The following is an 18349-nucleotide window of genomic DNA, read 5'->3' as shown; positions in this document are numbered from 1 at the left end:
AGTGTTATAAGATGGGAAATCGGATACCAGATGAAATTGTGGATCAGGTGCAAAAGTCGGCAGATATCGTTGAAGTCATAGGTGATTATGTTCAATTAAAGAAGCAAGGCCGAAACTACTTTGGACTCTGTCCTTTTCATGGAGAAAGCACACCTTCGTTTTCCGTATCGCCCGACAAACAGATTTTTCATTGCTTTGGCTGCGGAGCGGGCGGCAATGTTTTCTCTTTTTTAAGGCAGATGGAAGGCTATTCTTTTGCCGAGTCGGTTTCTCACCTTGCTGACAAATACCAAATTGATTTTCCAGATGATATAACAGTCCATTCCGGAGCCCGGCCAGAGTCTTCTGGAGAACAAAAAATGGCTGAGGCACATGAGCTCCTGAAGAAATTTTACCATCATTTGTTAATAAATACAAAAGAAGGTCAAGAGGCACTGGATTATCTGCTTTCTAGGGGCTTTACGAAAGAGCTGATTGATGAATTTCAGATTGGCTATGCTCTTGATTCTTGGGACTTTATCACGAAATTCCTTGTAAAGAGGGGATTTAGTGAGGCGCAAATGGAAAAAGCGGGTCTCCTGATCAGACGCGAAGACGGAAGCGGATATTTCGACCGCTTCAGAAACCGTGTCATGTTTCCGATCCATGATCATCACGGGGCTGTTGTTGCTTTCTCAGGCAGGGCTCTTGGCAGCCAGCAGCCTAAGTATATGAACAGTCCTGAAACCCCGCTCTTTCATAAAAGTAAACTGCTTTACAATTTTTATAAGGCCCGCCTTCATATCAGAAAGCAGGAAAGAGCAGTCTTATTTGAAGGGTTTGCTGATGTCATATCGGCCGTAAGCTCGGGTGTAAAAGAAAGCATAGCCACGATGGGAACGTCTCTTACAGATGATCATGTCAAGATCCTGAGAAGAAACGTCGAAGAAATCATTCTTTGCTATGACTCTGATAAAGCCGGTTATGAAGCCACCTTAAAAGCTTCGGAGCTTCTGCAAAAAAAAGGCTGCAAAGTCAGAGTTGCAATGATTCCTGACGGATTGGACCCTGATGATTACATCAAAAAATTCGGCGGGGAAAAATTTAAAAACGACATTATTGACGCCAGTGTCACCGTAATGGCGTTCAAAATGCAATTTTTCCGAAAAGGAAAGAACCTGTCCGATGAAGGCGACCGACTAGCTTACATTAAAGACGTACTGAAAGAAATCAGCACGCTTTCAGGGTCTCTAGAGCAGGAAGTCTATGTAAAGCAGCTTGCTTCAGAGTTTTCGCTTTCACAGGAGTCTTTAACTGAGCAGCTGTCTGTTTTCAGCAAGCAAAACAAACCAGCTGACAATAGCGGTGAAACAAAAATGCGGCGAGCGCATCTGACGACAAAAGCAAGGCAAAAACGTTTGCGTCCGGCGTATGAAAATGCAGAAAGGCTGTTACTCGCTCACATGCTTCGAGATCGGAGCGTCATCAAAAAAGTGATTGACCGGGTAGGGTTTCAATTTAATATTGATGAGCACCGGGCATTAGCCGCCTATCTTTATGCTTTTTATGAAGAGGGAGCCGAGCTGACGCCTCAGCATCTGATGGCCAGGGTGACGGATGATCATATAAGCCAGCTCTTGTCTGATATATTAATGCTTCAGGTTAATCAAGAGCTTAGCGAAGCCGAGTTATCAGATTATGTAAAAAAAGTGTTGAATCAAAGAAATTGGTCAATGATAAAAGAAAAAGAGGCGGAAAGAGCCGAAGCCGAAAGGCAAAAAGATTTTTTAAGAGCTGCTTCTCTGGCTCAAGAAATCGTTACATTGAACCGATCTTTAAAATAACTGGAGAACTGATGAGGAGCATTTATTGGCAATGATTCCTTGCGGAGGAGCAAATAGATCGCTTAACCTCATCATGAATTGTCATTTCATTATTCGCACATTGTTAAAGGCAGTTCACATAGAAAACGCCTGAATGGACCGAATAAGAATCATACCGCTTATAGAATTCGTTGCAAGCTTTGGAAGGAGGGATCCATAATGGCTGATAAACAAACCCACGAGACAGAATTAACATTCGACCAAGTAAAAGAGCAATTAACAGAGTCAGGTAAAAAACGTGGCGTTTTGACATATGAAGAAATTGCTGAGCGTATGTCCAGCTTTGAAATTGAATCAGACCAAATGGATGAGTATTATGAATTTTTAGGTGAACAAGGTGTTGAATTAATTAGTGAGAATGAAGAAACAGAAGATCCTAATATTCAGCAGCTTGCCAAAGCCGAAGAAGAATTTGACCTTAATGACCTAAGTGTACCGCCTGGCGTTAAAATCAATGACCCAGTTCGTATGTATTTAAAGGAAATCGGTCGGGTTAACCTTCTTTCTGCAAAAGAAGAAATCGCCTACGCTCAAAAGATTGAAGAAGGTGACGAAGAATCTAAACGCAGATTGGCTGAAGCGAACCTGCGGCTTGTTGTCAGTATCGCAAAACGGTATGTCGGACGCGGTATGCTGTTCCTTGACCTGATCCAGGAAGGAAACATGGGACTGATGAAAGCCGTTGAAAAATTTGATTATCGCAAAGGTTATAAATTCAGTACGTATGCTACGTGGTGGATCAGACAGGCGATTACACGCGCCATTGCCGATCAGGCGAGAACGATCCGGATTCCCGTTCATATGGTTGAAACCATTAATAAATTAATCCGTGTGCAGCGTCAATTACTGCAAGACTTAGGCAGAGAACCAACACCTGAAGAAATTGCGGAAGATATGGATTTAACGCCTGAAAAAGTACGCGAAATCTTAAAGATTGCTCAAGAACCAGTATCGCTGGAAACACCAATCGGTGAAGAGGATGACTCGCACCTTGGTGATTTCATTGAAGACCAAGAAGCAACTTCACCTTCTGACCACGCCGCATACGAGCTATTGAAAGAGCAGCTGGAAGATGTGCTTGATACGTTAACTGATCGTGAAGAAAATGTATTGCGTCTTCGATTCGGTCTTGATGACGGCCGTACAAGAACATTAGAAGAGGTCGGCAAAGTATTTGGAGTAACGAGAGAGCGTATTCGACAAATCGAAGCCAAAGCGTTGCGGAAACTAAGACATCCTAGCAGAAGTAAACGTTTGAAAGATTTCCTCGAATAAGATGGAACGGGTCTTGAAGATCCGTTCTTCTTTTTTTAAAAAGATATATGGATAATATGCCTTTATTTTACTGAAAAATGATGTCATTTGCAAATGGACATTGTGGTGAAAAATTTCAAAATCTAATTCCATATTTTCTATTGTAAGCGTATACAATACATTATACAATAGAATAAAAAGGATATTAGAGATTTAGGCATGTTTCTATTCAATTTTGTATAAAGTGTGAATAAAAAACTTTTGTATAGCAATCCATTTACTTTTTGTAAAAATAAGTTAGAATTAGAAGTGTTTACATAGGGGGAAGGATCAAAAAGGGGGAAGGGAAATGAAATGGAACCCGCTTATTCCATTTTTGCTGATCGCTGTTTTAGGAATTGGTCTAACTTTCTTTTTATCAGTAAAAGGACTTGATGACTCTCGGGAGATTGCGAGCGGAGGAGAAAGCAAATCTGCTGAAAAGAAAGATGCAAACGCTTCACCAGAAGAAATTTACAAGGCAAACTGCATCGCATGCCACGGTGAAAATTATGAAGGTGTTTCGGGTCCTAGCTTAAAAGGTGTAGGGGATAAGAAAGATGTCGCTGAAATTAAAACAAAGATCGAAAAAGGCGGTAATGGAATGCCTTCCGGTCTTGTTCCGGCCGATAAGCTGGATGATATGGCAGAGTGGGTGTCAAAAATTAAATAAAAGAACCATTTTTCTCTTTATACATTCACAGGCCGCCGAGATGTTCTCGACAGCCTTTTATTTTTGACTGCCGCGTGCAGACCCGCATCAAAAGAAATAATCTCAAAATCATTTGCTTCAGCTTGGATTCTGGGCTGATTTTTTATATGATAGTAAAGGAAAAAATGATTGAGAAAAGTTGTGATGACAAGTGAACGAATTAAAATTATCTAAACGATTGCAAACAGTAGCGGAGTACATACCGAATGGAGCGGTGATGGCCGATATCGGCTCTGATCACGCATACCTTCCTTGTTATGCGGTGCTGAATCATAAAGCCAGCGGGGCGATTGCCGGAGAAATAACAGACGGCCCATTTTTGTCTGCAAAGCGGCAGGTTGAAAAATCAGGCTTAAACTCGCACATTTCTGTAAGGCAGGGAGACGGACTGGAAGTGATTAAAAAAGGTGAAGCTGATGCCATTACGATTGCCGGAATGGGCGGGGCTTTGATCGCTCACATTTTAGAAGCGGGCAAAGACAAATTAACGGGGAAGGAACGGCTCATTTTACAGCCGAATATTCATGCTGTTCATATCAGGGAGTGGCTTTATAAAGAAGGATATGCGCTGATAGATGAGGTAATCCTTGAAGAGGACGGAAAGTGCTATGAGGTGCTGGTAGCAGAAGCGGGAGACAGGGATGCGGCTTATGACGGTATTTCTTTATCAGCCGGGATGCTCGTCGGCCCTTTCTTGGCAAAAGAAAAAAATGCTGTCTTTTTGAAAAAGTGGACACAAGAGCTTCAGCACACTCAAAGCATTTATGAACAGATTAGCCAAGCGGCGGATACAGAGCAAAACAAACAAAAATTAAAGGAGCTCTCCGATCGAATGGAGCTGTTAAAGGAGGTAATCGATCATGGCTAAAAGTGTAAATGGGCAGCAGATCATCCAGCTGTTTGAACAATTTTCCCCGAAAGCCTATGCGGTTGAAGGAGATAAAATCGGCCTGCAAATCGGCACTTTAAACAAACCAATTAAAAATGTGATGGTTACACTTGATGTGTTAGAGAGCGTTATCGATGAAGCGATTGAAAAAGAGGTTGACTTGATTATTGCACATCATCCTCCTATTTTCCGGCCGCTAAAGCATATTTCAACAGATCAGCCTGCCGGAAGGTTAATTGAAAAGTGTTTGAAGCATGATATTGCTGTTTATGCAGCTCATACAAATTTAGACGTTGCGGACGGCGGCGTGAATGATTTGCTTGCTGAAGCATTAGAGCTGAGTGAGACGGAAGTGCTGGCACCTACTTATACGGATCCTCTGAAAAAGCTGGCAGTATACGTGCCGAAGGAATATGAAGAGCAGGTCAGAGCCGCGGTCGGAAATGCGGGGGCCGGCCATATCGGTGAATACAGCCATTGCGCGTTTTCATCTGAAGGAATCGGCAGCTTTAAGCCATTGGATGGAGCTAAGCCTTTTATCGGTGAAGTGGGAGAGCTTGAGCTTGTTCATGAAGTAAGACTTGAGACTGTATTTCCTAAAAGCATCGAAAAAGCTGTTATCAATGCAATGATAAAAAGCCATCCATATGAAGAAGTCGCTTACGATATCTATCCTGTCGAACAGACTCCCGCCGAAAAAGGGCTCGGCCGTGTCGGAACCCTTAAAAATGAGATGACGCTTAAGGAATTCGCTTTATTTGTGAAAGACAAGCTTGACGTCAATGGTGTCAGAATGGTGGGGGATGCTGACAGCATGGTGAAAAAGGTAGCTGTTCTTGGTGGAGATGGAAACAAGTATATTCATCATGCAAAACGAAAGGGAGCCGATGTTTACGTCACAGGAGATTTATACTTCCATGTGGCCCATGATGCGATGATGCTTGGCCTAAATGTGGTTGATCCGGGCCATTACGCGGAAAAAATCATGAAAGAAGGCGTCACGAGAAAACTGACATCAATGTGTAATGATAAAAAGTTTGACGTGAATATCTTTGTTTCTGAAACAGATACAAATCCATTTACATTTCTATAAAAAAACTGAGGCTTTTACAGCCTCAGTTTTTTGCTTTTACTTTTGGAAGTATTTTTTTGAGCGGTATATTATGTTCAGTTGTCCAAGTTGATGGATCTTCGTGATCAAACTGCTCTAAAAAGCGAATGACTTCTTTTGTGATCGGCGTCGGTGTTGAAGCTCCCGCTGTAACTGCAACGGTATTAACGCCTTTCAGCCATTCGAGCTTCAGTTCGCTTAAGTCGCCGATCCGGTATGCTTTTGTCCCGGCTATTTCCTCTGACACTTGAGCAAGCCTATTTGAATTGTTGCTTTTCGGGTCTCCGACAACGATTGTTAAGTCCGCTTTTTTTGCCTGCTCTGATACAGCTTCCTGCCGCACTTGAGTAGCGAGGCAAATCTCTTGGTGATATTCGACATGAGGATATTTTTCTTTGACAAGCTCCATAATGTCGTGAACATCCCATTGAGACATTGTTGTTTGATTCGTCACGATTAACTTCTCTGCTTGGATATCAAGGTTCTTTACATCTTCTTCTGTTTCAACTAAGTGAACGATCTCTGGCGCTACGCCAACGGCTCCCTCAGGCTCTGGATGCCCTTTTTTGCCGATATAGATCACGTGATATCCTTTTTCTTTCATCTCTAAGATTAGATTATGAGTTTTCGTCACATCCGGACATGTAGCATCAATTGCGACTAACCCTTTTTCTTCTGCGATTCTTCTGACTTCGGGAGAAACACCGTGCGCAGTGAAAATGACAGTTCCTTTGTCAACCTGCTTTAAGATGTCCAGACGGTTAGAGCCGTCCAATGTAAAAATCCCTTCCTCTTCAAACGCATCAGTGACGTGTTTATTATGAACAATCATCCCGAGTATATAGATGGGTCTTGGCAAGCTTTTATCTAGTGACGCATTTTTGGCAATGACCATAGCATCAACAACACCATAGCAATAGCCGCGCGGTGAAATTTTAATTACGTCCATTTTCGGTTGTCCTCCAATACTGAAGTGAGTAAAGGCAATATAAAAAGCCGTAATCAAACGGCTCTATTCTTGCATTCTTCTGATCTCATTATAGCCAATCTCACTTCAGATATCAAAGAATGTTAAATATATAATCTCGGTTTTGAACTGCCTGATGTTCTTTTCGGAGCAGAAGAGGCAGCTTCCTTTTTCTTCGGGGCAGATGTTTTTGATTCTTGTTCTTTATTGTCAGTTGTTTTAGATTTCTTTGGGAGAGAAGAACTTTTTGGTTTTGATTTTTTGTTCCCATCTGAGGTTTTTGTTTCAGTCTCTTTTTCTGATGATTCTTCTGAAACGGATTGTTTTTCACTTTCCTCATTGGCCTCTGTCTCAGTTTCATCACTTTTACTTAATTGGCTGTACAGCTTCATCATTGCTGGCAGATTGCGGACTAATGGGCCGTACTGCTGGATCATAGGGGTGACTTGCTGCGCCATGCCGAGTACTTTTTGCACATTTCCAAGCATACTGGATAATGATGCAGGATTGGCGATATTTTGAATGCCTTGCAGGCCAGCACCTCCGCTCGCTGCGGCACCTGCTCCTGGAATTCCAGGAACTCCGGCGCTGCCAGCGCCTCCTCCGCCGGGTAGGAACCTTGACAGCATTCCTTTTAAGCCTCCGCCTGCACCTGCACCATTTCTCGCTCCGGCATTTGCCTGAGGAAGAAATTGTCCGGCTTGCTGAAAACCTTGCTGCTGTGCTCCAAATGAAGGTCCTCGCATATTAGGCGGTCTTCTGCCCATCATTCGCTGATTTGGCATGGGGCGGGGCGGTCCGGGCTGTGGGTAATTTCTCATTGGCTGCTGCGGTGAAAACATACTTGTACCTCCTTTCAGCTCTCTCTGCTATTAGAATATGCATGGGCTGCGGTATTTGCTTTACATAACTGAATAAAACAAACGCCTTGCAAACGTGGTGTTTTTAAGCAAAATCGGGTATAATGTGATGATGGACACATAATGTGCCGCTTTAAGGAGCTGGGAAAAATGAAAGAAACGAAATTTGAACTTTATGAATTGAAACCATTTATTATAGATGCAGTACATCGCCTTGGTTTTTACGAACCGACTGATATCCAGAAAAGGCTGATTCCTGCAGTTTTAAAAAAAGAAAGCGTCATCGGCCAGTCTCAGACGGGTACCGGAAAGACTCACGCTTATTTACTGCCTTTATTAAACAAAATCGATCCTGCTAAGGATGTCGTTCAGGTAGTCATTACGGCTCCGACAAGAGAGCTAGCCAACCAGATTTATCAGGAAGCGCTTAAAATCACACAAGGTGAGGAAGGCAGTCAGATTCGCTCGAAATGTTTTATCGGAGGCACTGATAAACAAAAATCAATTGATAAATTGAAAATACAGCCGCATCTTGTTGTCGGTACACCCGGACGGATTGCTGACTTAATCAAAGAACAGGCGTTAAGTGTTCATAAAGCGGAATCTCTTGTTATTGATGAAGCGGATTTAATGCTGGACATGGGATTCCTTGCAGATGTAGATTACATCGGTTCCCGCATGCCTGAGGATCTGCAAATGCTTGTGTTCTCAGCGACCATACCGGAAAAGCTGAAACCATTTTTGAAGAAATACATGGAAAATCCGAAATACGCCCATGTGGAGCCAAAACAGGTGACTGCTGCGAAAATCGAGCATATCCTCATTCCTTCGAAACATCGTGACAAGGACAAGCTCCTTTTTGACATCATGTCGCATTTGAATCCATACCTGGGGATTGTGTTTGCCAACACGAAAAATACGGCTGACCATATTGCCCAGTATCTGACTGGCAAAGGCATGAAAATCGGCTTGCTGCACGGCGGATTAACACCACGTGAGCGGAAAAAAGTCATGAAGCAGATCAATGATTTGGAATTCACTTATGTCATTGCAACTGACCTTGCCGCAAGAGGCATTGATATTAAAGGTGTCAGCCATGTTATCAACTATGAGCTGCCGGATGATCTCGATTTCTATGTCCACCGTGTGGGCAGAACGGCTCGTGCCGGCTCATCAGGACAAGCGATGACCATTTATGAACTTACTGATGAGGATGCATTAGTAAGACTTGAAAAAATGGGCATCGAATTTGATTACTTAGAGCTTGAAAAGGGCGAATGGAAAAAAGGCGATGACCGTCAGCGCCGCAAAAAGCGTAAAAAAACGCCGAATGAAGCGGATGAAATTGCTCATCGTCTCGTGAAAAAGCCTAAGAAGGTTAAGCCTGGGTATAAAAAGAAAATGAGCTATGAGATGGAGAAAATCAAGAAAAAACAGAGAAGAAACCAATCTAAGAAAAGAAAGTAGGGGAACCTGTTGTTGAGAATAGGCTCACACGTCTCTATGAGCGGAAAACATATGCTTCTGGCTGCAAGCCAGGAAGCAGTCTCTTATGGGGCGAATACGTTTATGATCTATACAGGCGCACCGCAAAATACGCGCCGAAAGAAAATTGAAGACTTAAATATAGAAGCAGGCCGGGCACATATGCAAGAAAACGGCATTGACGAGATTATCGTACACGCGCCTTATATTATTAATATTGGCAACACGACAAATCCGTCCACTTTTGAGCTGGGTGTTGATTTTCTTCGTTCAGAAATTGAACGGACAGCGGCCATCGGAGCGAAGCAAATTGTCCTTCATCCTGGCGCTCACGTAGGGGCAGGAGCTGAAGCCGGCATCAAAAAAATTATTGAAGGCTTAAATGAAGTGATTGATCCGAATCAAAATGTCCAGATTGCATTAGAAACAATGGCTGGAAAAGGATCAGAATGCGGCAGAAGCTTTGAGGAGCTTGCACTGATTATCGAAGGCGTTACACACAATGAGCAGCTGTCAGTGTGCTTTGATACATGCCATACACATGATGCCGGGTATAACATTGTTGAAGACTTTGACGGAGTGCTGAATGAGTTCGATAAAATCATTGGCATTGACCGTATTAAAGTGCTTCATATCAATGACAGCAAAAATGTCAAAGGTGCGAGAAAAGACCGCCATGAAAATATTGGCTTTGGTGAAATTGGTTTTGACGCACTGCAATATGTTGTTCACCATGAGCAGTTAAAAGACATTCCAAAAATTCTTGAAACACCATATGTCGGTGAAGATAAAAAGAACAAAAAACCGCCATACCGTTTTGAGATTGAAATGCTGAAAGAAAAACAATTTGATGATACATTGCTCGAAAAGATTTTACAGCAATAAAAAATGGGGGATAACACCCCCATTTTTTAGCTTATAAATTGTTTGAATAGTTCATTAACTGTTTGAGCTGTTTCTTTCGATGTAATCGTCTCTACTTGTTTCAGCAGCCGCATTCGTTCACTTTCATTAAAGATGTTTACATTTTTCCCGTATAACAGGTTCGCTACTTCAACGGCCTGTGACCTTGTTAAGCTGATTCCGTATTGTTTTGAGTACTTCAGCAAATCGTCAGCAGTAGCCTGATTAAGCCGCTGTAAAATAATTCTTTGAAATAAAATCATCGGTCATTCCACCTCCAGACTTAATGTATGGGCAAATCAGTAAAATGTGTCAGTGTTTAATGGTAAAATAGATTTATAATGTATTTAAAATAGTTATTGCAGGAAAGGAGATTTTATGACCCCAACAAAACAACATAAGAAAGAAACATTTACCCATTTTATTTTCAGGGTCTTTATGATTCTGGTAGGAGCTGCATCTGCGGCTGTAAGTATTGAATTATTTTTAATCCCCAATGATTTTATTGATGGCGGGATTATCGGTGTATCACTTATTTTAGACCACCTCTTTATGTCAAACCCCTTTCTGAATTTCGCCTTTTTCGTTGTCATATTAAATATTCCTTTTATGATCTTCGGATATAAATATATCGGTAAGACCTTTCTAGTCTCTACGTTTATAGGGATTGTCGGGCTTGCCGTTATTGAATCCTCACTTCACCATGTAGAAGCCATCACAACCCAGCCTATTTTGGCTACTGTGTTCGGAGGTCTTTTACTCGGCTTTGGCGTCGGGCTTGTTATTCGAAACGGAGGTTCAATGGATGGTACAGAAATTCTCGGTATTTTGCTGACCAAAAAACTCCCGTTTTCAGTAGGTGAGTTCGTTATGTTCATCAATGTGTTCATTTTCATTTGGGCAGTTTTTGTGTTCGGTCCTGAGCAAGCGATGTACTCATTCATGACTTATTATATTGCGATGAAAACGATTGATGCCGTGATCCAAGGGCTTGATGAAACAAAAGCTGTCATTATTGTGTCTGAGCAGTATGATGAGATTTCCGACGCGATTTTGCACCGTCTCGGTCGGGGCACAACGAAGCTGAAGGGGAAAGGCGGATATACGGACGAAGAAAAAGACGTAATTTACGCGGTTGTCACAAGGCTGGAAGTGACAAAGCTCAAATCGATCGTGTTTGAAGTTGATCAAAATGCATTCATAACAATTATGAATACTCATGAAACGAGAGGCGGAAAATTCAAAAACGCAATCCACTAGGCTTTCATTTACTTTTATTCATTTTATGGGTATAATTTTATCTGCAGTAAAGAAAATGGCTTGCTGGACAGACAGCTGCCATTTTCTTTTTCATACATGTGATACGTTCTTAAGCAAAGCGAAAAGGGGGACCCTTCATGAACGTACAAGAAGCGCTGAACCTATTAAAAGAAAACGGATATAAATATACAAACAAACGGGAGGATATGCTGCAGCTTTTTGCTGATTCAGACAGATATCTTACCGCTAAAAACGTACTGTCTGCACTGAATGATGATTATCCAGGCTTAAGCTTTGATACAATCTACAGAAATCTTTCTTTATATGAAGAACTTGGGATTTTGGAAACAACTGAGCTGTCCGGTGAAAAGCTCTTCCGATTTAAGTGTTCATTCACCCATCACCACCATCATTTTATTTGTCTTGCCTGCGGCAAAACAAAGGAAATTGAATCATGTCCGATGGACAAGCTTTGTGATGATTTAGATGGCTATCAGGTCAGCGGGCATAAATTTGAGATTTACGGCACATGCCCTGATTGTACAGCGGAAAACCAAGAAAACACTAATGCGTAAAATGCGTATATATGAGAAAGGTGCCCCGGTTTGGGCTCTTTTTCAGTTATTGACACGTATAAAGTGATGCTTGTTGTTGTTCATCCATTGAACGGCTTCTAGCCAGTTGTTTACTCTGATGATGTTTGAATCAATCGGAAGCTGATTATAAGGGGAATTGAACAAAATCACCGGTATCCCGGCTTCTTTCGCAATCATCATGGCGTTCCCGTGATGATCTTCAAAAAACAGGTCGATGTTATGATTCTTGACCGCTTCAACTTTGTGATGACCACCAACGAGTTCGATGTGGTCATAATGAATGTTTTGTCTGTCAAACCATTCATAGGTAATATCAGTTAAATGAGTCCGTCTCGCTGTAATATAAATAAGCTTGTGCTCCTCTTTGAGAAGATCAAGTGACTGTTTCGCATGCTGTGCAAGCAATGCTTCCTTATATATGATCGCTTCATTTTGATTCATCCAATCCCAAAATTCTTCCTGGGTAATGTTTAACAGCTTTGTTAAATCATAATCCGTCATATCGTTTAATGAAATGGAAAGATTAAACGAACGGTTCAAATAAGGGACGAATGTATCCTGAGCCGTGATTGTGCCGTCAATATCTATTCCTAAGCGTAACATGCCCACACTCCTTCAGTTTCATCCCTTCAAGTGTAACATAAACAATTGACATTAACAGAAAAGTTTAGCAAACATGAATCAGGCAAAATGGATCAAACTATAAAAGCTCCTTTAATAAAACAGAAGGGGGAATTGAAGGTGGCAAACGATTACGAAAAGCGTGATAACAACAGTTACTATGTTGATCATGGATCTGAAGGGACAAATATTACCCGCGACAATGACGGTTTTTTTGAGGAAACAGCTGCTGAAATCGCAGAGCCTTATCGTGCTGCTGACCGCAGCAATGACCAAGACAATGATCGCAGCGGCGGCAATGTCAATGAAGGACGGGGAATAGGGTACATCGCTTTAGCCTTGTCCATCATTTCATTGTTTGTACTGCCTGTTTTATTGGGAGCTGCCGGTATTATTGTCGGCTATATCGCAAGAAGAAGAGGTGCTCAAGGCCTTGGAGCCTGGGCAATGGGTATCGGTGTCGTTTCATTAGTGCTTGGAATATTTATTATTCCATTTTTCTAACACAAAAAAGCTTGACGGGTTCCCGTCAAGCTTTTTGTGTTTCTTCTTTTAATTTTGCTTTTTCAGCTTCAAGTTTTGCGTAGTGTTCCTCAGCAAGAATGTCAATTTCTTTTTTGAGTTCTTCTACCATCGTTTCCTCTGGAACCTTACGGACAATTTTCCCTTTCCGGAACAGCAGTCCTTCACCGCGTGCGCCGGCGATTCCGATATCAGCTTCTCTCGCTTCACCAGGTCCGTTTACAGCGCAGCCGAGAACAGCAACTTTAATCGGCGCTTTTATCTTAGAAATATACTCTTCCACTTCATTGGCAATGCTGATTAGATCAATCTCAATACGGCCGCAAGTCGGACATGAGATGAGCGTGGCAGCATTGGAGGCTAAGCCGAAAGATTTCAGAAGCTCCCTTGCTACTTTTACCTCTTCTACAGGGTCTGCGCTTAGTGAAATGCGCATGGTGTTCCCGATGCCTTTGCTTAAAATGGCGCCGAGTCCTGCTGCGCTCTTTACTGTGCCGGCAAACAGCGTTCCTGACTCGGTGATCCCGAGGTGAAGCGGGTAGTCAAACGCTTTCGCCGCTTTTTCATAAGCCTCGATTGCAAGGTTCACGTCAGAGGCCTTCATGCTGACAATAATATCGTGAAAATCAAGATCCTCAAGAATTTTAATGTGATGAAGTGCGCTTTCTACCATTCCATCGGCAGTCGGATAACCGTATTTTTCTAAAATGCGTTTTTCCAATGAACCGGCGTTTACTCCGATTCTGATCGGAATGCCTTTGTCTTTGGCCGCTTTAACAACCGCTTCAACTTTTTCGCGTCGGCCGATGTTGCCGGGGTTGATGCGGATTTTATCTGCGCCGCCTTCAATGGCTTTCAACGCAAGTTTATAATCGAAATGTATGTCAACAACGAGAGGAATGGAAATGCGCTTTTTAATATCCGCAATGGCGTTTGCTGCCCGTTCATCCGGACATGCTACCCGAACGATTTGGCATCCGGCTTCAGCCAAACGGTTAATTTCCGCAACCGTTGCTTCTACATCATGTGTTTTTGTTGTTGTCATGCTTTGGATGACAACTTCATTGTTGCCGCCTATTGTTAAAGGTCCCACTTTGACGGGACGCGTTTTTGTACGATGTGTGATTTCACTCACTTGCAATCGCTCCTTAATTGTAGTTGCCGCTTCTAGATATAACAATTCTAGTATGGTTTATGTGAATTTATTTTACAAATTACATTGTAACAGTGTCTTCGCCGAACTGACAAGAAATTAACGTTAAATTAAGGGTAGACCGGGAATTTATACGCTGTTCCCGCTTGAATGGCATTGGCTTTCACATTTGGATTCAGTGCTTCAAAATCCTTTACAATGTCATCCGGAGAACCTGCTGATCCGACTATCGACATAACCGTATCACCCGGCTTTACCTTCACCGTTTTATAAGCCGGTTCTTGTGCAGCCGTTTTTGCTGATGCTTCATAGACAGGGAGGTCCTGAATGGGTATGGTTCCAATTTTAAGGTCATAAAAAAGAATAAAAAGTATAAAAACAATGCTGCATACTAAGGTGAGACGCTTCATCGCTTTTCCTCCCGCATACGAAATTTTATACCATAGTATGCTTGTCCATTTCGATTCATGACAAAAGAAAAGAGACTGCGAATGCAGCCTCGGTTTATACAGCAGCTTTTTTGGACGGAATCTCTTTTAAAACGAGAAACAGGATGACAAAATTGACAAACCAGTTCAGCAAAAATTCACTTGGTACGGTTGCTTCTAATGCCCGCATGATTGTAAAGAATACAGTTGAAAGGGTGATGGAATAAGCAGAAAGCTTCCAGAGCTGATGATAGGATAAATGTTTTTTCTGCGAATTCTTAATGATTAACCCGATAAGCGCTAAAAACGATACTTCAATAAATTTTCCCGCTGCAGTTACGAGAAAAATAAGAGCTGAGAGAACAGTGACAATCATCGCTTTATTTTGGTTTAACCCTGCAATGACATCTTTTTTCTGTAACTCTGACGGCATCATTGAGTAAGACATTTCTTGGGCTTGTCCGTCAATGGCCAAAACAAATTTGTTCTGAAGGATGCCGATCGCGTTTTGCTTTGCTTCAATTTGTTCAGTGCCATAGGAGTCTGTCGGATCGAACACGATAACGAAATCATTTGCTTGAGATTCCGTGGCTTTTTTCTCATCCGTTTGAAGTTTGCCGTTTGAAATTGTGAAATCAGGGAAATCTTTGTTTAAAACAGTTTTAAAGCCATTCATTGATTTTACGGTCCCTGTACTTACATAATAAGCGGTAGGGATTGCAAACAGGACAGAGAGCAAAAATACATAAAGAATCGCTTTTCCGATTCCTTGAAATCTTGTTTTTGCAATATCACGGGGAGAGTATGTACTTTTAATGAAAAGCTGAAACACATTCACTATCTTCACTTCCTAGCTAAACTAATATATGTTGCTTATTGTATCGTTGCATGCGTGTGAATACAAGGAAGACATGAAGAAGACAGAGTAAAATGGGAGGATGGAAGCTATGGATATGTTGTATTGGCTGTTGATTGCAGCGGTTTTTATCATTGCCTTTATCGGGCTGGTGTATCCTGTTATTCCGAGCGTAGTATTTATTGTGGCCGGATTTGTATTGTACGGATTTTTATTTTCATTCAGTCCGTATTCTTATATGTTCTGGCTTGTTGAGGCAGTTTTTGCCGCAGTATTATTCGCAGCAGATTACGTGTCGAATCTGCTTGGGGTAAAAAGGTTCGGAGGAAGCAAAGCTGCCATATGGGGAAGCACGATCGGTTTATTAGTCGGGCCTTTTGTCATTCCGGTTGCAGGGATCATATTGGGTCCGTTTATCGGGGCTGTTTGCGCAGAACTTATCGTCCATCAGAAGGACTTAAAGTCAGCGTTTAAAATTGGCCTCGGCTCACTCATTGGTTTTTTAACAGGGGTTATTGCCAAGGGCATCATACAGCTTTTGATGATCGGATACTTTTTATGGACGGTCCTATAAGAAATGCTGGCGGCAGGTTTAATGGGGCAGATTATCGGTTAAAGTGAAGTATGTCCGCTGAAATGAGCCAAATCGTGAGCTTTTTCATTGATTACAAAGCATTCTTTTGTTACATTGAATGAAGAAAGGCTCGCTGTGAAGCGGCATTTCAGTACATATATACTAAGGAGGAATTATCATGGCTTACGAACTTCCAGAATTACCTTATGCGTACGATGCTTTAGAACCGCATATCGACAAGGAAACTATGACTATTCACCATACGAAACACCACAACACATACGTGACAAATTTAAACAAAGCGGTTGAAGGAAACACTGCTCTTGCCAACAAATCAGTTGAAGAGCTTGTTGCAGATCTTGATTCTGTTCCTGAAAACATCCGCACTGCAGTCCGCAACAACGGCGGCGGACACGCGAACCACAAATTATTCTGGACACTTTTATCTCCAAACGGCGGAGGCGAACCGACTGGCGCGCTTGCTGAAGAGATCAACAGTGTATTTGGAAGCTTTGACAAATTCAAAGAGCAATTCGCAGCAGCAGCAGCTGGACGCTTCGGTTCTGGCTGGGCATGGCTTGTTGTGAACAACGGCAAACTTGAAATCACAAGCACGCCAAACCAAGATTCTCCGCTTTCAGAAGGCAAAACGCCTATCTTAGGTCTTGACGTTTGGGAGCATGCTTACTACCTTAACTATCAAAACCGCCGTCCTGATTACATTTCAGCTTTCTGGAATGTTGTAAACTGGGACGAAGTGGCTCGTCTATACAGTGAAGCAAAATAATGGCACAAACAAGGTCCTCATTATGGGACCTTGTTTTTTTATGTCTTCTTTTTACATATCTCGGTTTGAGTGAGACAGACTAAGGGATAGTAAAGGGGAGTCAGTTATGAGCAAACTAAAAAAAGTGATAGGCGATGTAGACGTAAACAAAGGGTTACTCTTTCTGCTGACCATTGGCGGGCTTTACTCGCTGGGAATTGCACTGTCCAATACATTTGTTAATGTGTATCTTTGGAAGCAGTCAGGGAAATTTATTGATTTGGCGATATATAATTTATCCATTGTGACAATGCAGCCGATAACCTTTTATTTGGCTGGACGGTTAGCCAAAAAAATAGACAGGGTATTTATTTTAAGGTTCGGCGTCATTTTTTTAGCTGCCTTTTATTTAAGTGTGCTTTTAGCCGGAGAAACGGCGGCCAGCCGCCTCGTGCTAATAGGCGCGGTGCTCGGAGTGGGCTATGGCTTTTATTGGCTAGCGTTTAACGTGCTGACCTTTGAAATAACAGAGCCGGATACGCGAGACTTTTTCAACGGGTTTATGGGCATTCTGTCTTCCTCTGCAGGAATGATCGGCCCGATTGTAGCCGGATTCGTGATCTCAAGGCTTGAAAATAATACGGGTTATACAGTGATTTTCAGTCTCTCCCTCAGTTTATTTGCCCTGGCTGTCGTGATGAGCTTTTTCTTAAAACGGAGAGAATCAAAGGGCCGTTTTATGCTGAGCAAAGTATTTGGAGAGCGCCATAGCAATATGAATTGGCGGAGAATCACGAATGCGCATTTTTTTCAGGGTTTGAGAGAAGGGATTTTTGTCTTTTTAATCAGTGTGTTTGTATTTATTGAGACAAACAGCGAACTTGCTCTCGGTACATTCGGTCTTGTCAATTCAGCTGTTTCCTTCTTTGCCTACTACTTTGCATCCAGGCTGATTAAGAAAAAGGCAAGAAAAAAATCGATTTTGCTGGGCGGACTTATTTTGTATGGCGCGCTGTTTTTGATTTTGTTTCATATGAGCTTTTCGACATTATTAACGTACGGCGTTTTTATTGCCATCGGCTATCCTCTGTTGCTTGTGCCATATGTATCACTTACATATGATGTGATAGGGCGGGCGAGGCATGCAAGAAAAGCAAGAATTGAATATATCGTGCTTAGAGAAATGTTCTTGAACGCCGGCAGAATTGTTTCCATTTTGTGCTTTCTCCTGATCGTGGCCCTTCTGAAAGAGGATGTGGGAATTCCTTTGTCACTTGCGATATTGGGTATAGGACATCCTTTGATTTATTACTTTGTCAAGGATATCCGTTTTAAGGAGAAAGAAGGGGAAAATGAAACCATGGAAGAAGACGGCCAAAAACGGGTAACAGAACCGACCCTGTTAAAAGGCGAGAGATAATTTTTTTGCCAAAAAGGGGTTATCTGTAGAAAAAAGTCGAAAAAACCTTTAAAATGAAAACTGGCACTCTT

The 18349-nt window shown here is 42.1% G+C and carries 20 protein-coding genes; 13 read left to right on the top strand and 7 right to left on the bottom strand.

Annotation, left to right across the window (positions count from 1 at the left end; translation table 11 throughout):
- Positions 1-11: 11 nt before the first annotated feature.
- The 5 genes from dnaG to AC0OMA_RS12710 all read left to right on the top strand — a co-directional run bounded on the left by dnaG (position 12) and on the right by AC0OMA_RS12710 (position 5849).
- Positions 12-1823, top strand: a complete 1812-nt coding sequence (gene dnaG, locus AC0OMA_RS12730) for a DNA primase (protein WP_015384115.1) — start codon at positions 12-14, stop codon at positions 1821-1823.
- A gap of 198 nt (positions 1824-2021) precedes the next feature.
- Positions 2022-3137 carry an RNA polymerase sigma factor RpoD gene (gene rpoD / locus AC0OMA_RS12725; protein ID WP_003226225.1) on the top strand — a complete coding sequence of 372 codons (1116 nt, stop codon included), beginning with the start codon at positions 2022-2024 and terminating at the stop codon, positions 3135-3137.
- A gap of 328 nt (positions 3138-3465) precedes the next feature.
- Positions 3466-3828: a cytochrome c550 gene (cccA, locus tag AC0OMA_RS12720; RefSeq protein WP_003230068.1), complete on the top strand. Its 363-nt coding sequence runs from the start codon at positions 3466-3468 to the stop codon at positions 3826-3828.
- A 256-nt stretch (positions 3829-4084) separates the two neighbouring features.
- Entirely contained in the window at positions 4085-4735 is a 651-nt protein-coding gene (gene trmK, locus AC0OMA_RS12715; protein WP_014480286.1) for a tRNA (adenine(22)-N(1))-methyltransferase TrmK, read from the top strand.
- Positions 4728-5849 carry a Nif3-like dinuclear metal center hexameric protein gene (locus AC0OMA_RS12710; RefSeq protein ID WP_100506299.1) on the top strand — a complete coding sequence of 374 codons (1122 nt, stop codon included), beginning with the start codon at positions 4728-4730 and terminating at the stop codon, positions 5847-5849. Before trmK ends, AC0OMA_RS12710 begins: the two co-directional genes overlap by 8 nt.
- Positions 5850-5871: 22 nt before the next feature.
- On the opposite strand, the gene AC0OMA_RS12705 is transcribed toward AC0OMA_RS12710, so the two are convergent.
- Both AC0OMA_RS12705 and AC0OMA_RS12700 read right to left on the bottom strand, forming a co-directional pair.
- The gene (locus AC0OMA_RS12705) at positions 5872-6816 is read right to left on the bottom strand and encodes a 4-hydroxy-3-methylbut-2-enyl diphosphate reductase (RefSeq protein WP_014477361.1); all 945 of its coding nucleotides are present in this window, start codon (positions 6814-6816) and stop codon (positions 5872-5874) included.
- A 122-nt stretch (positions 6817-6938) separates the two neighbouring features.
- Positions 6939-7676 carry a YqfQ family protein gene (locus AC0OMA_RS12700; RefSeq protein WP_474222144.1) on the bottom strand — a complete coding sequence of 246 codons (738 nt, stop codon included), beginning with the start codon at positions 7674-7676 and terminating at the stop codon, positions 6939-6941.
- Positions 7677-7844: 168 nt separating this feature from the next.
- Here AC0OMA_RS12700 and cshB point away from each other — a divergent pair, with 168 nt between their 5' ends.
- Both cshB and AC0OMA_RS12690 read left to right on the top strand, forming a co-directional pair.
- Positions 7845-9161, top strand: coding sequence for a DEAD-box ATP-dependent RNA helicase CshB (gene cshB, locus AC0OMA_RS12695; protein ID WP_015483443.1), 1317 nt, complete (start codon positions 7845-7847; stop codon positions 9159-9161).
- A 9-nt stretch (positions 9162-9170) separates the two neighbouring features.
- Positions 9171-10064: a deoxyribonuclease IV gene (locus tag AC0OMA_RS12690; RefSeq protein WP_015483442.1), complete on the top strand. Its 894-nt coding sequence runs from the start codon at positions 9171-9173 to the stop codon at positions 10062-10064.
- A gap of 26 nt (positions 10065-10090) precedes the next feature.
- Here AC0OMA_RS12690 and AC0OMA_RS12685 read toward each other — a convergent pair whose 3' ends face one another.
- Complete coding sequence (locus AC0OMA_RS12685) at positions 10091-10345, bottom strand: DUF2624 domain-containing protein (RefSeq protein ID WP_474222143.1); 255 nt, start codon at positions 10343-10345, stop codon at positions 10091-10093.
- Between the two features lie 115 nt (positions 10346-10460).
- Here AC0OMA_RS12685 and AC0OMA_RS12680 point away from each other — a divergent pair, with 115 nt between their 5' ends.
- The gene (locus AC0OMA_RS12680; protein ID WP_003230077.1) at positions 10461-11342 is read left to right on the top strand and encodes a YitT family protein; all 882 of its coding nucleotides are present in this window, start codon (positions 10461-10463) and stop codon (positions 11340-11342) included.
- A 137-nt stretch (positions 11343-11479) separates the two neighbouring features.
- Positions 11480-11917 (top strand): zinc uptake transcriptional repressor Zur, encoded by a 438-nt coding sequence (zur, locus tag AC0OMA_RS12675; RefSeq protein WP_474222142.1) that lies wholly within the window; start codon positions 11480-11482, stop codon positions 11915-11917.
- Positions 11918-11959: 42 nt separating this feature from the next.
- On the opposite strand, the gene AC0OMA_RS12670 is transcribed toward zur, so the two are convergent.
- Complete coding sequence (locus AC0OMA_RS12670; protein WP_014477357.1) at positions 11960-12541, bottom strand: nucleotidase; 582 nt, start codon at positions 12539-12541, stop codon at positions 11960-11962.
- Positions 12542-12673: 132 nt separating this feature from the next.
- Here AC0OMA_RS12670 and AC0OMA_RS12665 point away from each other — a divergent pair, with 132 nt between their 5' ends.
- Complete coding sequence (locus tag AC0OMA_RS12665; protein WP_010886568.1) at positions 12674-13063, top strand: DUF308 domain-containing protein; 390 nt, start codon at positions 12674-12676, stop codon at positions 13061-13063.
- A 25-nt stretch (positions 13064-13088) separates the two neighbouring features.
- On the opposite strand, the gene ispG is transcribed toward AC0OMA_RS12665, so the two are convergent.
- The 3 genes from ispG to AC0OMA_RS12650 form a co-directional block, all read right to left on the bottom strand.
- The gene (gene ispG, locus AC0OMA_RS12660) at positions 13089-14222 is read right to left on the bottom strand and encodes a flavodoxin-dependent (E)-4-hydroxy-3-methylbut-2-enyl-diphosphate synthase (RefSeq protein WP_010886567.1); all 1134 of its coding nucleotides are present in this window, start codon (positions 14220-14222) and stop codon (positions 13089-13091) included.
- Between the two features lie 122 nt (positions 14223-14344).
- Entirely contained in the window at positions 14345-14644 is a 300-nt protein-coding gene (locus AC0OMA_RS12655; protein WP_014477356.1) for a LysM peptidoglycan-binding domain-containing protein, read from the bottom strand.
- A gap of 94 nt (positions 14645-14738) precedes the next feature.
- Positions 14739-15500: a DUF1189 domain-containing protein gene (locus AC0OMA_RS12650; RefSeq protein WP_474222141.1), complete on the bottom strand. Its 762-nt coding sequence runs from the start codon at positions 15498-15500 to the stop codon at positions 14739-14741.
- 109 nt (positions 15501-15609) lie between these two features.
- On the opposite strand from AC0OMA_RS12650, the gene AC0OMA_RS12645 reads away from it, so the two are divergent.
- The 3 genes from AC0OMA_RS12645 to AC0OMA_RS12635 all read left to right on the top strand — a co-directional run bounded on the left by AC0OMA_RS12645 (position 15610) and on the right by AC0OMA_RS12635 (position 18278).
- Positions 15610-16092, top strand: coding sequence for a DUF456 domain-containing protein (locus AC0OMA_RS12645; protein ID WP_015483441.1), 483 nt, complete (start codon positions 15610-15612; stop codon positions 16090-16092).
- 178 nt (positions 16093-16270) lie between these two features.
- Entirely contained in the window at positions 16271-16879 is a 609-nt protein-coding gene (gene sodA, locus AC0OMA_RS12640; RefSeq protein WP_004398583.1) for a superoxide dismutase SodA, read from the top strand.
- Positions 16880-16985: 106 nt separating this feature from the next.
- Positions 16986-18278 (top strand): MFS transporter, encoded by a 1293-nt coding sequence (locus AC0OMA_RS12635; RefSeq protein WP_003230095.1) that lies wholly within the window; start codon positions 16986-16988, stop codon positions 18276-18278.
- Positions 18279-18349: the final 71 nt, after the last annotated feature.

This window comes from Bacillus sp. AMCV2, from assembly GCF_056033925.1.
This window is presented reverse-complemented; position numbering and strand designations above follow the sequence as displayed.

Excerpts from the sequence above, each read along its gene's own strand:
- dnaG (WP_015384115.1), top strand. The coding sequence starts at position 12 with ATGGGAAATCGGATACCAGATGAAATTGTGGATCAGGTGCAAAAGTCG.
- rpoD (WP_003226225.1), top strand. The coding sequence starts at position 2,022 with ATGGCTGATAAACAAACCCACGAGACAGAATTAACATTCGACCAAGTA.
- cccA (WP_003230068.1), top strand. The coding sequence starts at position 3,466 with ATGAAATGGAACCCGCTTATTCCATTTTTGCTGATCGCTGTTTTAGGA.
- trmK (WP_014480286.1), top strand. The coding sequence starts at position 4,085 with ATGGCCGATATCGGCTCTGATCACGCATACCTTCCTTGTTATGCGGTG.
- AC0OMA_RS12710 (WP_100506299.1), top strand. The coding sequence starts at position 4,728 with ATGGCTAAAAGTGTAAATGGGCAGCAGATCATCCAGCTGTTTGAACAA.
- AC0OMA_RS12705 (WP_014477361.1), bottom strand. The coding sequence starts at position 6,816 with ATGGACGTAATTAAAATTTCACCGCGCGGCTATTGCTATGGTGTTGTT.
- AC0OMA_RS12700 (WP_474222144.1), bottom strand. The coding sequence starts at position 7,676 with ATGTTTTCACCGCAGCAGCCAATGAGAAATTACCCACAGCCCGGACCG.
- cshB (WP_015483443.1), top strand. The coding sequence starts at position 7,845 with ATGAAAGAAACGAAATTTGAACTTTATGAATTGAAACCATTTATTATA.
- AC0OMA_RS12685 (WP_474222143.1), bottom strand. The coding sequence starts at position 10,345 with ATGATTTTATTTCAAAGAATTATTTTACAGCGGCTTAATCAGGCTACT.
- AC0OMA_RS12680 (WP_003230077.1), top strand. The coding sequence starts at position 10,461 with ATGACCCCAACAAAACAACATAAGAAAGAAACATTTACCCATTTTATT.
- zur (WP_474222142.1), top strand. The coding sequence starts at position 11,480 with ATGAACGTACAAGAAGCGCTGAACCTATTAAAAGAAAACGGATATAAA.
- AC0OMA_RS12670 (WP_014477357.1), bottom strand. The coding sequence starts at position 12,541 with ATGTTACGCTTAGGAATAGATATTGACGGCACAATCACGGCTCAGGAT.
- AC0OMA_RS12655 (WP_014477356.1), bottom strand. The coding sequence starts at position 14,644 with ATGAAGCGTCTCACCTTAGTATGCAGCATTGTTTTTATACTTTTTATT.
- AC0OMA_RS12645 (WP_015483441.1), top strand. The coding sequence starts at position 15,610 with ATGGATATGTTGTATTGGCTGTTGATTGCAGCGGTTTTTATCATTGCC.
- sodA (WP_004398583.1), top strand. The coding sequence starts at position 16,271 with ATGGCTTACGAACTTCCAGAATTACCTTATGCGTACGATGCTTTAGAA.
- AC0OMA_RS12635 (WP_003230095.1), top strand. The coding sequence starts at position 16,986 with ATGAGCAAACTAAAAAAAGTGATAGGCGATGTAGACGTAAACAAAGGG.